14 protein-coding genes are annotated in these 13,781 nt (G+C 63.7%); 13 read left to right on the forward strand and 1 reads right to left on the reverse strand.

Annotated elements, in window-relative coordinates:
- Positions 1-110 precede the first annotated feature (110 nt).
- Both V8J81_RS13985 and V8J81_RS13990 read left to right on the forward strand, forming a co-directional pair.
- Entirely contained in the window at positions 111-1,583 is a 1,473-nt protein-coding gene (locus V8J81_RS13985; RefSeq protein ID WP_368476366.1) for an ABC transporter substrate-binding protein, read from the forward strand.
- Complete coding sequence (locus tag V8J81_RS13990) at positions 1,583-2,542, forward strand: hypothetical protein (protein ID WP_368476367.1); 960 nt, start codon at positions 1,583-1,585, stop codon at positions 2,540-2,542. The genes V8J81_RS13985 and V8J81_RS13990 overlap by 1 nt, the downstream gene beginning before the upstream one ends.
- Positions 2,543-2,559: 17 nt before the next feature.
- Here the strand turns inward: V8J81_RS13990 and V8J81_RS13995 are convergent, their stop codons facing one another.
- Entirely contained in the window at positions 2,560-3,384 is an 825-nt protein-coding gene (locus V8J81_RS13995) for an MBL fold metallo-hydrolase (protein WP_368476368.1), read from the reverse strand.
- An 81-nt stretch (positions 3,385-3,465) separates the two neighbouring features.
- Here V8J81_RS13995 and V8J81_RS14000 point away from each other — a divergent pair, with 81 nt between their 5' ends.
- From V8J81_RS14000 to V8J81_RS14050, 11 genes are all read left to right on the forward strand, one after another.
- Positions 3,466-3,864 carry a winged helix-turn-helix transcriptional regulator gene (locus V8J81_RS14000; protein ID WP_368476369.1) on the forward strand — a complete coding sequence of 133 codons (399 nt, stop codon included), beginning with the start codon at positions 3,466-3,468 and terminating at the stop codon, positions 3,862-3,864.
- Between the two features lie 84 nt (positions 3,865-3,948).
- Positions 3,949-5,352 carry a hypothetical protein gene (locus tag V8J81_RS14005; protein WP_368476370.1) on the forward strand — a complete coding sequence of 468 codons (1,404 nt, stop codon included), beginning with the start codon at positions 3,949-3,951 and terminating at the stop codon, positions 5,350-5,352.
- A 350-nt stretch (positions 5,353-5,702) separates the two neighbouring features.
- Positions 5,703-6,644, forward strand: a complete 942-nt coding sequence (locus tag V8J81_RS14010; RefSeq protein ID WP_368476371.1) for an ABC transporter permease — start codon at positions 5,703-5,705, stop codon at positions 6,642-6,644.
- On the forward strand, positions 6,641-7,465 hold the full coding sequence (locus tag V8J81_RS14015; RefSeq protein ID WP_439649896.1) for an ABC transporter permease: 825 nt from the start codon (positions 6,641-6,643) through the stop codon (positions 7,463-7,465). The genes V8J81_RS14010 and V8J81_RS14015 overlap by 4 nt, the downstream gene beginning before the upstream one ends.
- Positions 7,462-9,015 carry an ABC transporter ATP-binding protein gene (locus V8J81_RS14020; RefSeq protein ID WP_368476372.1) on the forward strand — a complete coding sequence of 518 codons (1,554 nt, stop codon included), beginning with the start codon at positions 7,462-7,464 and terminating at the stop codon, positions 9,013-9,015. The genes V8J81_RS14015 and V8J81_RS14020 overlap by 4 nt, the downstream gene beginning before the upstream one ends.
- The gene (locus V8J81_RS14025; protein WP_368476373.1) at positions 9,012-10,466 is read left to right on the forward strand and encodes an aldehyde dehydrogenase family protein; all 1,455 of its coding nucleotides are present in this window, start codon (positions 9,012-9,014) and stop codon (positions 10,464-10,466) included. The genes V8J81_RS14020 and V8J81_RS14025 overlap by 4 nt, the downstream gene beginning before the upstream one ends.
- A 175-nt stretch (positions 10,467-10,641) precedes the next feature.
- On the forward strand, positions 10,642-11,199 hold the full coding sequence (locus tag V8J81_RS14030) for a hypothetical protein (RefSeq protein WP_368476374.1): 558 nt from the start codon (positions 10,642-10,644) through the stop codon (positions 11,197-11,199).
- The gene (locus V8J81_RS14035; protein ID WP_368477650.1) at positions 11,189-11,929 is read left to right on the forward strand and encodes a glucose 1-dehydrogenase; all 741 of its coding nucleotides are present in this window, start codon (positions 11,189-11,191) and stop codon (positions 11,927-11,929) included. Before V8J81_RS14030 ends, V8J81_RS14035 begins: the two co-directional genes overlap by 11 nt.
- Complete coding sequence (locus V8J81_RS14040) at positions 11,926-12,414, forward strand: hypothetical protein (protein WP_368476375.1); 489 nt, start codon at positions 11,926-11,928, stop codon at positions 12,412-12,414. Before V8J81_RS14035 ends, V8J81_RS14040 begins: the two co-directional genes overlap by 4 nt.
- Positions 12,411-12,734: a hypothetical protein gene (locus V8J81_RS14045; protein WP_368476376.1), complete on the forward strand. Its 324-nt coding sequence runs from the start codon at positions 12,411-12,413 to the stop codon at positions 12,732-12,734. The genes V8J81_RS14040 and V8J81_RS14045 overlap by 4 nt, the downstream gene beginning before the upstream one ends.
- Positions 12,731-13,711 carry a P1 family peptidase gene (locus tag V8J81_RS14050; protein WP_368476377.1) on the forward strand — a complete coding sequence of 327 codons (981 nt, stop codon included), beginning with the start codon at positions 12,731-12,733 and terminating at the stop codon, positions 13,709-13,711. Before V8J81_RS14045 ends, V8J81_RS14050 begins: the two co-directional genes overlap by 4 nt.
- Positions 13,712-13,781: the final 70 nt, after the last annotated feature.

Genomic DNA, 13,781 nt, shown 5'->3' on the forward strand with positions numbered 1-13,781 from the left:
AATCGCGCCGGACGAAATCGGCCCTGACGCGGCGTTCGCCACTTTTCGGTAGGATTCCGCCCCAACCCTGCGCAACAATAGGGAAAACACGACTTCAGGGAGATCAGACCATGACCCGTCACCTTCGCTTGTCCGCCGCCATGCTGGCGCTGACCGCTGGCGCCGCGTTTGCGCAGCAGACCGACATCACTATCGGGATGCAGCTTGAACCCCCCATGCTTGACCCAACCGGCGGCGCCGCCGCTGCCATCGACGAGGTCGTCTATGCAAACGTCTTTGAGGGCCTGACGCGCTTTGCCGCCGACGGCTCGATCATCCCCGGTCTCGCTGAATCGTGGGAGATTTCCGAAGATGGCACAACCTACACCTTCACCCTGCGCTCCGGCGTGACGTTCCACGACGGCGAAGCGATGACGGCGGATGATGTCGTCTTCTCCCTCGACCGCGCCCGCGCCGAGGACACGACCAACGCCCAAGCCGCTTTGTTCGCGAATATCGTCAGCGCCGAAGCTGCCGATGACACCACCGTCGTCGTCACGCTCGACGGCCCCGATGGCGCGTTCCTGTTCGACATGGCCTGGGGCGACGCGGTGATCGTCGATCCCGCTTCCGCCGAGAATAACGCCACCAACCCTATCGGCACCGGCCCGTTCCGCTTCGTTGAATGGCGGCAGGGCGACAGCGTTGAACTGGCCCGCAACGACGACTACTGGGGCGAGGCCGTAGCGCTTGAGGCTGCAACCTTCCGCTTCATCTCCGACCCCAACGCCGCCTTCGCGGCCATGATGGCCGGCGATGTGGATGCCTTCCCTGTCTTCCCCGCGCCCGAGACACTGGCGCAATTCGATGGCAACCCGCAGTTCAACGTCATCGTGGGCTCCACCGAGGGTGAGACGATCCTCGCCATGAACAACGGCGCCGAGGCTTTGCAAGACGTCCGCGTCCGCCAAGCCATCACCCACGCCATCAACCGGCAGGACATCATCGACGGGGCCATGTTCGGCTACGGCACACCCATCGGCACCCATTTCGCACCGCACAATCCCGACTACGTGGACCTGACCGGTAATTCCGAATTCAACCCCGACCGTGCCCGTGAACTGCTGGCCGAGGCGGGCGTTGAAAACCTGACCCTGCGCTTGATGCTGCCGCCCCCGTCCTACGCGCGACGCGGTGGTGAGATTATCGCCAGCCAACTCCGCGACGTGGGCATCGAGACTGAGATCACCAACCTCGAATGGGCGCAATGGCTGGAACAAGTGTTTCGCGGCTACGACTATGACCTGACCATCGTCAGCCATACCGAACCCGCCGACATCAACATCTACGCGCGCCCGGAATACTACTTCCAATACGACAGCGCCGAGTTCCAGGCCCTGATGGACGAGCTCGCCGTCACTTCCGACCCGGCGGAACGCACGCGCATCAACCAGGCCGCGCAAGAGATGATCTCAACCGACTACGTCAACGCGTACCTCTTCCAGCTTGCAAAGACCGGCGTGGCAAACGCCAATATCGTGGGCTTGTGGGAGAATTCGCCAACCCAAGCCAACGACCTGACGGGCGTCAGCTGGACCCAGTGATGCGCAACACGATGATCGGATTGGCCCTCGCATGTGCGGGGGCCTTTCCGTCTTTGGCCGACGACCTGCCACAGGGATCCTTCCTCGCTGCGCCCTTCTTCGCCAACGATACGGTGCTGCCGCGTTACGTGGTGGTCGAGATTGACGGCAATGACCTGACGTTGCGGCTACGCAGCCCGATTGCCATGGACTGGGCCGCCTGCGAGCAAGAGGCACGCTGCGAGTTCGACCTGATCGCCGCTAGGGCGGAAGTTGAACTTGAGGCGGATCAGGTGGCGTTGAAGACCTTTGAAATCGTCGCGGAGGCCGGAATTGACCAGCCGCGCTTTGGCCCGCCATCGCAACGCTATACCGCCCCGCTGTTGGCGGTGATCGACGGGGCCACGTTCCTTGAGACGGGCCATGGCTTCACACTCAATCAAGGCGATCAATCACTGGCCTTCTTTGCGGCAGACCAATCCGCACAGGAGGCGATTATCCCCTATGTGGCCGCGTTGGAGCTGTCCATGCGGATGAGCGGTGGGTGTGAAGTCGCGGCCCTTGCGCCGCTGTTCACAGACCCGGACCCCAGCGCTGGCGAAACCGCATTTCGCCATGTTCTGGAGGGGTTCGCGCGGCAATGGGCAATCTCTGCCGAATTGGAAGCACTTGGCGATGCGCTGTTCCTGCCGGACGACGACCCTGCCGCGCAGCAGGCCGCCAACCTGCAACGGGCCGGCGCGTTGCCCACTCTGCTCAGTGCAATGACCGAGGCTGGGCAACCTGTGGCGGATCGTTTCGCAGCGCTGCTGGACGGCGGTGCTTTGCCCTTCCAACCCGAAGATGCACAGGCCTATGGCGATACCCTGCCGGACCTGGTGGCATTCTACGATCATGTCAGCGCCACGCGGCCGGATATGGAAACTGTTTTTTGTAGCGATCCCTCGCTCGGCTTTATTGTGCGTCAGCGCGGCGGCTGAGCCGCCGCGCCAGAGCATCACTCCGGATAAACCGCGCCCACCGCCATCTGCACGGCAAAGGCCAGGCCCAGATCCTCACGTCCCTCCATCATGCGCGCGGTCAATTCCTCTGCGCTGGAGGTTTCGGCGAGGGCTTGTTCCCAGACAGCAAGATAGGCGCGGGTATAGGCGAAGACGCCCGCATCATTGGCCGAGCTGTCCAGCCGGTGGCCGGGGATCACGGTCGCGGCCCCCATCGCTTCCAGCGTATCGAGGTTCGCGCGCCACAGGTTGATGCGCTCCGCCGTCGTATTCTCCGCCACCCAGACATGACAATCGACATATGCCATATCCGCCGCAATCAGCGTGTCCAGCGCGGGCACATATAGCGGCGTGATGACGTCCGTATCGCCATGCATCGGGCCCAGGACCTCAATCTCCTCACCCTCAAGCATCAAGGGGCCGTCCAACGCCTCAACCCCGCCAATGTCATCCACCGGTAAAAGGGCCAGAACGTCAGGATGCGCCACCGCGCGCAGACCGGGGAACCGGGCGCGGATGATCGGCAGGCCCGAATAATGGTCGGGATGGGCGTGGGTGATGAAGACCGTTTCCAACGTGCGGCCGGTGGCCTCGATCACATCGGCAAGACGCGTTGCATTGTCTTCGGTGAACTGGGTGTCGACCAGCAGGGCTGTGCTGTCGCCCATCAAAACCACCGAATCCACATTGCCGCCCATGGCATCACCAGTGAAGACCTCTGCGCCCGTGGGGGCGGCATTGGCGCTGGCGGGCCAAAGGCTGGCGGCCCCGGCCGTGGCAGCGGTCAGTTGTACGAAGGTGCGTCGATCAAGCAGGAACATCCGGTTCTCCTTGCGGGTATGGTTACGAATCAATACCAACACTACATACGGAACCGATTTCATCCGTGAAGGAGGCACTTTTTGGTAACCCGCCCCACAACGCGCGATGCCTATGGGCATCTGATCGAGTATGACCCGCAGATTTGCCCGGTGCGCCATGTGCTGGACGGGATCGGCGACAAATGGACGATCCTTGTGCTCACCGCTCTGAAACCCGGACCGATGCGATTTTCGGAACTCCGCCGCGCTATTGCCGACATCTCGCAGCGGATGCTGACCGTCACCTTGCGCAAACTGGAACGCGACGGCTTCGTGAACCGTGAGGTCACGCCAACTGTTCCCGCCCGCGTCGATTACGAGCTGACCGACCTCGGCCAATCGCTTGTCGATACGCTTGCCCCCCTCGCGGAATGGGCGCTCGACCATCGCGACCCCATCGCCAAGTCCCGCGCCCTCTACGATCATGCAAACAACAACTGACCTCGCGCCCCGGATCATGTCATGGTGCTGTCACGTCACGCGTCTAAATCACGCGTGAACCGAACGATTGGGGGACGACACGCAATGAATTTCACCCGTTTTCTGGGCGCAACAGCCTTGGCCCTGTCCTGTGCACCCGCCGCCATCGCTGAAACCTTTATCGTGACCAACCCCGGCGACAGCGGTGAAGGCAGTCTGCGACAAGCCCTTGCTGACGCGGCGGCGACTGCGGATGGCGTCGATTTCATCCACATCACCACCGAGGATGACATCACGCTGGCCGCGCCCCTGATCTATGACGGTGTCGATGCGCTTGAGATCATCGGCCACGGCCACACCCTTCAGGCCACGGGCGACTTCGCCGTTCTCACCACGACACGCACAACAAACCTGACCCTCCATCGCCTGCACCTCGCCGGAACCGGTGGATATTCCATCGAGGCCCAAGGCGAGGCGGGGGCACCCGGCCTGTTGATCGACGTGCCCGAGGATGCGGCCAGCCTCGTTCAGGTGTTTCTGCACGGCGTCGAGGTCTCCGGCACGGCCGGGCATGGCATCCACGTCTCTGACTGCACGCTGGCCGAAGACTGCGGCGGCGGTGAAGGCGGAACCGGCGAAGGCTCGGACGCGTCCATCGCATTGTACCTGACCCATGTGACTGTGCGCGACAGCGGAAACGGGCGCTTCGATGCGGATGGCATTCGCGTCGACGAACGCGGCCCGGGTGACATCCTTTTTGAAGCCATTGATCTGGAGGTCGACAGCGTCGGCGCAGACGGGGTGGAACTCGACGAAGGGCAGGACGGGCAAGTGGTTGTTTCAGTGGTCCGTGGCACATTCTCGGACAATGGCGCCTATTGCGACCCTGCCTTGCTGACGCCCTTCCTGCCCGACATCCCAGAGGCCGAATTCAGCGAAGGCACCACACAGGCCGACACGATTCCCGCCCCGATCACCGGCACTCCAGATGATGGCTGCTTTGAACGGGAAGTGGATCTTTACGACGATGGCAGCGTCGAGGCATTTGAATTCAGCATCGACGTGGATGACGGATTCGACATCGACGAAGCCGGCCCAGGCCGCATCACGGCCAGCTTCATTACCTCGGAAATGACCGGCAACTACGATGAAGGCTTTGACTTTGACGAGGCCGGTGCAGGCGATGTGGAAGCCACCTTCCTCTACACGCTGGCCGCCGACAATGTGGACGACGGCATCAAGATTTCTGAGGCCGGGCCCGGCGATGTCGTGGGCGTTGTCACCGGGTCCGAAGCCATCGGCAATACCGGCGTTGGAATCGTCTTTGAGGAGGAAGATGACGGCGATCTGCAGCTTGTCATTCTGCGTTCCTCCACTGTTGGCAACGATGGGGGCGAGCTTGGGATCGAAGCCGTGCAGGACGGGGACGGGGCTGGGTTTGTGTCTGTGATCGACACCGAGGTCGCCGATGGGATCGAGGTCGACGGCGCGCAGATTGATCCGGACTAGCCCAAGGCTTTTGCCAACTCATCCCACCAGATGGGCCGAATAGCGATTGCTCCGGTCATACACTCAAGACAAAAGCTGATCCGGTGCCGGTGGTGTTCACGATGATCCATTGTGCTGCGCGTCCGTCAACGTCCGGCTAACCATGGTTTCGGGAACCCAAGGCTCCAACCCCTCCGCGACATCGTTCATTCGACGCGAACGACGCCATGCATTTGGTCGGCTCTGTTTAAAGCGCACATGCGCTCGCGCGTCTCTCTCTGCGGCCCCTACGCCACGTTAGCGCTGCCCCAAGCCACGGCGCAGCAAGGCTCCTCTGGTCCATCGCTGCCGAGCCGCCTAACGTGTCGCCCATGCTGCGTTATCTGCTCATTCGCGCCCTGTCGCTTTCACTCAGCCTGATCGTGGCCAGCATAGTGATCTTTGCGGTGATCGAGGTCATTCCCGGCGACCCCGCCGCTTTCATGCTTGGGCTGAACGCCACGGATGAGGCCATTGCCAACCTGCGGGCGGAACTGGGCCTCGGCGGATCGCTGGTCGAGAGGTACTTCGCGTGGATCGGCGGGATGCTCCAAGGCGATTTCGGCACGTCCTACACCTACCGCGTGCCGGTGGCCGAGCTGATCGCGGATCGCATCTGGGTTTCCCTGCCACTGGCCGTATTCGCGCTGATCCTCTCCACCCTCATCGCGATCCCGGTTGGCATCATCGCTGCGACAAACAGGGGCAATGCGGGCGATTTCTCCATCATGGGATTCACACAACTGGGCATCGCCATTCCGAATTTCTGGTTCGCCATGCTCCTTGTGCTGCTCTTCGCGGTGACGCTGCCGTGGTTCTCCGCCGGCGGCTTCCCGGGTTGGGACAATCCCGGCCCGGCGCTTAAATCCCTTGTCCTGCCCGCCATCGCACTGGCCCTTCCGCAAGCCTCCATCCTCGCCCGTGTGATGCGCTCGGCCCTGATCGAGACGCTGGATCAAGACTATATCCGCACCGCCCGCGCACGCGGCCTTTCGCGCGGCCAAACCATCCGCCGCCACGCACTCCGCAATGCGCTCATACCAGTGCTCACCATCATTGGGCTGCAATTCAGCTTCCTGCTGGCCGGCGCCATCATCATCGAAAACGTCTTCTTCCTTCCGGGCCTCGGACGGCTGGTGTTCCAAGGCATCACCCAGCGTGACCTTGTGGTCGTCGAGTCCGTCACCATGCTGCTGGTCTTTGCAGTGATCGTCGTCACCTTCCTCGTCGACATCGCCTACGCCATCGCCGACCCAAGGCTGCGCCGCAAATGACCCGCCTGCCCGCAGCCCTCGTCATCGGCGCCATCATCACGCTGATCTACGCGGTCATCGCCCTGATCTCGCTGGTCTGGACGCCTTTCGACATCACCAACCTGCAAATCTCCAACCGCCTTCAGGATTGGTCCGCCACCCACCTCCTCGGCACCGACCAATTCGGGCGCGACATGGTCTCCATGCTCATGGAAGGCGCGCGCACCTCCATCGCCGTGGCCATCGTGGCCGTGGGCATCGGCGTGGCCATCGGCGTACCCCTCGGCCTCGCCGCCGCCGCCAACCGTGGCAGCCTGCTTGATGAAATCATCATGCGCGGCAACGACCTGATCTTTGCGTTCCCCTCGCTGGTGATCGCCATTCTCATCACCGCAATCTGGGGTCCGTCCGCCACCAACGCGATCCTCGCCATCGGCATCTTCAACATCCCCGTCTTTGCCCGCGTGGCCCGCGGCGGCGCGCTGCCGATCTGGACGCTCGATTACATCCTCGCCGCCCGCACCGCCGGCAAATCCCGCGCCCGGATCTCGGCAGAACATGTCCTGCCCAACATCGCCAACCTGCTGATCGTGCAGGCCACGATCCAGTTCTCCCTCGGCATCCTGGCTGAGGCGGGCCTCTCCTATGTGGGCCTCGGCGCACAGCCGCCCACCTCCTCGCTCGGGCGGATGCTCAGCGAGAGCCAGACGATGATCTATTCCAATGCCTGGCTCGCCGTTCTGCCGGGCCTTGCCATCGTGATCCTCGTCCTTGGCCTCAACCTTCTGGGCGACGGGCTGCGCGACGCGCTCGATCCCCGACTGCGGAGGGCGCGGGAATGATCGACATCCGCAACCTCTCCATCCAGATCGGCGCGCTCGACATCCTGCGCGACGTGTCGTTGAAGATCAGCGAAGGCGAGATCTTCGGCCTTGTCGGCGAAAGCGGCTCGGGCAAATCCATGACCGCGCTGTCGCTCATGGGCCTCCTGCCCCGCGTGATGGACGCAACCGGCACCGCCAATCTCGACGACACCGACCTCCTGTCGCTCAGCGAACCCGACCTCTGCGCTCTGCGCGGCAATGACATCTCGATGATCTTTCAGGAGCCGATGACAGCCCTGAACCCCGTCCAGACCATCGGGGACCAAGTGGCCGAGGTCCTCACCATCCACGACGAGGCAGACGGCGCAGAAGCCCGCAACATCGCCCGCAACCGGCTGGACCGCGTCGGCCTTTCCCATATCGGCCTCGACCGCTACCCTCACGAGCTTTCCGGCGGCCAGCGCCAGCGAGTCTGCATCGCCGCCGCCATCGCACTCCACCCGCGCCTCCTGATTGCGGATGAACCCACAACCGCCCTCGACGTCACCACGCAAGCGCAAATCCTCGACCTCCTGCGCGACCTCGTGGCCGAGGAAAACATGTCCCTCCTGCTCATCACCCATGACCTCGCCGTGGTCTCGGAAATGGCCGACCGCATCGCCGTGATGGAACGCGGCGTGATCGTCGAACAGGGTGACACCGCACAAGTCCTGCGAGATCAATCCCACCCCTATACCCGCAAGCTCTTCGCCGCCTCCTCCCATCACCCCGACCGCGACGCAGACGCGACCTCCGACGCGATCCTCCGCGTCGAGAATGTCCACCGCCACTATCCCGGCGCGCGCGACGGCTTCCGGCGCGGCCCACCCGTTAAGGCCGTCCATGGCGTCAGCTTCGCCATCCAACGCGGTGAAAGCCTCGGCCTTGTGGGCGAGTCCGGCTGTGGCAAATCCACCCTGACCCGCACGATCCTGGGCCTCGACCCAACGACATCCGGCACGATCACCCTCAATGGCAACGCGATCTCGCCCCATATGCCCCGCGCGCAACGCGCCGATATGCAAGTCGTCTTCCAGGACCCCTATGGCAGCTTCAATCCCCGCTGGCGCGTGGACCGCATTATCGCGGAACCCTTCCACCTGCTGGCCCGCAAACCGGACTCGTCCGACATTGCCGAGGCGCTCGACGCCGTCCGCCTCTCGCCCGACGACGCATTGAAATACCCCCACGAGTTTTCCGGCGGGCAACGCCAGCGCATCGCCATCGCCCGCGCGCTCATCACCCGGCCCAAACTGCTGGTGCTGGACGAGGCCGTCTCCGCGCTCGACGTCTCGGTCCGCGCCCAAATCCTCGACCTACTGGCCGACCTGCAAAACCGCTTCGACCTCTCCTACCTCTTCATCTCCCACGATCTGACCGTTGTCCGCGCCATCACCGACCGCGTGCTGGTGATGCAGGCGGGCGAGATCGTCGAACAGGGCGCCACCGAACAGGTTTTCACCGCGGCTACCCATCCTTATACCCAAAACCTCCTCGCCTCGGCCCCAACGCTGGAGATCCCCGCATGACCGACCTGCCGCTCTGGTTCGACCCGTCCCAAGTCTTCATCAGCGGCCAATGGCGTGCCCCTGCCGGCGGTGACACACTCCCCGTGGTGGACCCCTCGACGGGTGCCGAGATCGCGCGCATCGCCCGTGGCACCGAGACCGACATCACTGATGCCATCGATGCGGCGGAGGCTGCACTCGCAGGTGATTGGGGCGCAATGACTGCCGCAGAACGCGGCCGCATCCTGTTCAAGCTCGGCGACCTGGTCCTACAAAATTCGGATGCTCTTGCGACGCTAGAGGCGAGCGACGTCGGCAAACCTCTCAAGCAAGCAAAAAACGATGTCATCGCCCTCGCCCGCTACTGCGAATTCTACGGCGGCGCGGCGGACAAACTGACCGGCGAAACGATCCCATTCAACGCGGGCTTCACCGTTTACACCCTGCGCGAACCCCATGGGGTGACGGGTCATATCATCCCATGGAACTACCCGATGCAAATTATTGGCCGTTCCATCGGCGCCGCACTGGCAACCGGCAATGCCTGCGTCCTGAAACCGGCCGAAGAGGCCTGCCTGACCGCACTCGCCTTCGCCGACCTCGCGCAGCAGGCGGGCCTGCCCGCGGGCGCTTTGAACGTGGTCCCGGGCCTTGGGGTCGAAGCCGGGGCCGCGCTCACGGCGGAACCGCGCGTGCGCCACCTGTCCTTCACCGGCTCCGTCGCTACTGGCAAAAAGGTCCAGATCGCAGCGGCAGAGAATATCGTGCCCGTCACGCTGGAACTGGGCGGCAAATCCCCGCAAGTCGTCTTCGAAGATGCTGACCTCGACAAAGCGTTACCCTTCCTCGTGAACGCAGGCATCCAGAACGCGGGCCAGACCTGCTCCGCAGGCTCCCGCATCCTCGTGCAGCGGTCCATCCACGATGAACTGGCCGCTCGGCTGGCAGAGGCCATCAGCGCGCTCAAAGTCGCCCCAGCCATGGACGACGCCGATGTCGGCCCGCTGGTTTCCGCCCGCCAGAAAGGGATTGTCGATGGCTTCCTCGCGCAAGCCACACCGGACCAAATCCTTGCCCAAGCGGCTCTGCCCGACGGGCTACCCGAAGGCGGCAACTACATCGCCCCCACCCTCCTTGGCCACCTCGCCCCGGACCACTCGCTGGCGCAGGATGAGATTTTCGGCCCCGTCCAGACCCTCATCCCCTTTGAAGATGAAGAAGACGCGATCCGCATCGCCAACGGCACCAAATACGGCCTCGTCGCCTCAGTGTGGAGTGCAGATGGTGGCCGCCAGATGCGGCTCGCAAAACGGCTTCATGCAGGCCAGGTGTTTCTGAACAATTACGGGGCCGCCGGTGGCGTGGAACTTCCCTTCGGCGGCGTCGGCCATTCCGGCCATGGCCGCGAAAAGGGGTTCGAGGCCCTCTATGCCTTTACCGCCCTGAAGACCGTCGCCGCCCATCACGGCTAGGGATTGCGCCGCCTTCGGCGTCGCCGGGGTCCGCGCGCTGCGCGCGCGGCAGGGGGGCGCTGCCCCCGTCCTGGCGGACTCCCCCGAGGTTTTTCGGGCAGGATGAATGAGCGGGTTGCCATGGACGCTCCGGGGCCGAACAGGTAGCGTTTGACGGGGAGGTAAGAGCCGCATCATGGGAAAATTTCCGATCTTCTTTCTGTTGTTGGCGCTGGCGGCTTTGGCTGCGGCGCTTTTCGGCGCCGCCCACAATCAGCTTAGTTACTCCGTAGGACCCACCTATTTCACCGAGTTCAAATTCGACCAATTCCAGATCACAGAAGGCACGCCCAACCGCCTCGGCGCCTCCATCGTCGGCGTGCAGGCCAGCTGGTGGATGGGCCCGATCATCGGCCTTCCTGCCTTCCTGTATGGCCTTTTCGCCGTGCCCAAGGCGCGCACATATCTTGCTGCCGGTCTCGGCGCGATCTTCCTTGTTGTGTTGCTGACGACATTTGGTGCGCTCACCGGGCTGGTCGGTGGGCTCGTCGCCGACAATACAGGCCTGCTAGACCCATATCTCACCTTTCGGGATGGCCCCACCCGTTCGGACTTCCTGCGCGCGGGCTTCATGCATGACGCGAGCTATCTCGGGGGCGCCCTCGGCCTGATCGCAGCGTTCTTCCCCATGCGCCGCGCGCGTAAGATCGACCACCACAATGCCCATCAGGAGGCCCCCCATGCTGCGACTTGAAGGCAAAACCGCTGTCGTCACCGGTGCCGCCTCTGGCTTTGGCGCGGGCATCGCGCGCGTCTTTTCCCGCGAAGGTGCCTCTGTCATGGTCGCCGACCTCAACGAAGAGGCCGCCATAGCCATCGCCGACGAAATCGGCGGCGTTGCGATCCGCACGGATGTCTCGGATGGAAACTCTGTAAAGGCAATGGCTCAGGCTGCGCTCGACCAATGGGGCAAGATCGACATCGTCGTGAACAATGCGGGCATCACCCATCAAAAGGGCAATCTGGAGGACGTATCGGAGGAAGAATTCGACCGCGTCCTCGCCGTGAATGCCAAATCTGTCTACCTGACCGCCCGCGAGATCGTGCCGCACATGAAAACTGCCGCTACCGGCGCGATCCTCAACGTGGCCTCCACCGCCGGTCTTTCTCCGCGCCCGCAGCTCAACTGGTACAATGCCTCCAAGGGTTGGATGATCACTGCCACTAAAACCATGGCCGTCGAACTTGCCCCCGCCGGCATCCGCGTGAACGCCATCTGCCCCGTCGCCGGTGAAACGCCCCTGCTCGCCGCATTCATGGGCGAAGACACACCCGAGATGCGCGAAAAATTCCTCGCCACCATCCCCATCGGCCGCTTCAGCCAACCGCAGGACATGGGCGAAGCCGCAGCCTTCCTCTGTTCGGACGCGGCTTCCATGATCACCGGCGTGGCGCTGGAAGTGGATGGAGGCCGCTGCATATGAGGGAGTTCTGGCGCATTTTTCACGCCAGCCTCGGCTCGTTAAGTGCCGTCATGGGCTCTCAGTTGCGCGAACGGCAGTTGGGCAGCACCGGCGACCGCGCGACCGATCCCAACCGGATCAACCTGTTTGCAGGGTCTTTCCCATCCGAGGCAGAGATGTTCGCCTATTGCTTCACGCCTGTGACGGAACATGGACCTGAACAAATTAACCTTGATCTGCCCGAAGCGTCGATCGACACATTCCAGGTCGACGCCGTGATGTACGACCAAGTCATCCCGCGCCTGTCAGAATATTTCGGCCCAAAGATACGCCGTCGCATCTTGCGGAAACTCAAACCGGGGGAGGCGCTTATTCTCATCCCCACCGCCGCGTTCAGCGGATCGGAATACCGCATCCACAGCACTCCGAAGTTGCGCCACCTGGGGTATGAGACAAGCCATGCGGCCGCGATGCAAAGCCAATTCGGCGCGGAATCCTCCCTGTGACCAGCTACACCCGCCGCAACCTCCCCGCCGACATCACCATCTTTGCCGGTGACTTCGCCAGCCAACCGCTAGCCTTCGCCCACCTTCTCGACACCGCCCCGGACCTCGACCTCACCCATGTCGAAGTCATCCAGTCGAACCACACAGCGCGCCTGTCGGCTTATTTCTCCCCCGTCCCGACACTGCCCACAGACGGCACGCTCATCCTTATCCTGCCCGCCGCCCATGCAGGCCTGGCTTGCCCGGTCACGGAAACCGCCCACCTGACACCGCTTGGCACATTTCGCGGCACCGTCCCACACCTGAGCGCAACACCATGATCCAACCCGGCCCCCGCAACCTCATCACCGATGTCGCTGGCCTCCGCGTCGGCAACGCGCAGGACGATGCCATCAAGACCGGCACCACCGTGCTGGTCGGTGACCGCCCCTTCACCGCCGCCGTGCACGTCATGGGCGGCGCGCCGGGCACGCGCGAAACCGACCTGCTCGCCCCCGACAAACTGGTGCAGGAGGCCGACGCGCTGGTCCTCTCCGGTGGCTCCGCCTTTGGCCTCGATGCCGCCTCCGGCGTGGCCGATGCCCTGCGCGCGCAGGGGCGCGGCTTCGCCGTGGGCGACCAAACCGTACCGATTGTCCCCGGCGCGATCCTGTTCGACCTGATCAACGGGGGCGACAAGGACTGGCCTGACAACCCTTACAAACGTCTGGGCCGCGAGGCGCTCGCCAACGCCTCCGACAGCTTCCAACTGGGCTCCCACGGCGCGGGCACCGGCACGCTGATCGCCGATCTCAAAGGCGGGCTCGGCTCAGCCTCTGCTACGCTCAATGGCATCACCGTAGGCGCGCTTGTGGCCGTCAATGCACTTGGCCGCGTTACCATGGGCGACAGCAAGCACTTCTGGGCTGCCCCGTTTGAGATGGACGGCGAATTCGGCGGCCACGGCCCGGCCCCCGCATTCGACCCCTCAACGCCGCCGCCCGTCAAAGGCGGCGACGCGCAGAACACCACCATTGCCATCGTGGCCACCGACGCGGCGCTCACCCAGGCTCAGGCCACCCGCATGGCCACCGCAGCTCATGACGGCATGGCCCGCGCGATCTATCCCAGCCACACACCGATGGACGGCGATCTGGTCTTTGCCGCCGCCACCGGAACGACGCAAACAGAACCCGATCCCCTTATGCTCGGCCACCTCGCCGCCCTCTGCCTCTCCCGCGCCATCGCGCGCGGCGTCCATGCCGCCACCCCAGCCCCACACGACCTCTTCCCGACCTACCGCACCAAACACGGGTGAGTCGTCTGGGGGTCAAGGACGGCGCAGCCGCCGCGCCAGCGGTTTATCCTTGAGGCCAAGGCGACTCGCC

The sequence above is a fragment of the Gymnodinialimonas sp. 202GB13-11 genome (genome assembly GCF_040932485.1).
Taxonomy (GTDB): domain Bacteria; phylum Pseudomonadota; class Alphaproteobacteria; order Rhodobacterales; family Rhodobacteraceae; genus Gymnodinialimonas; species Gymnodinialimonas hymeniacidonis.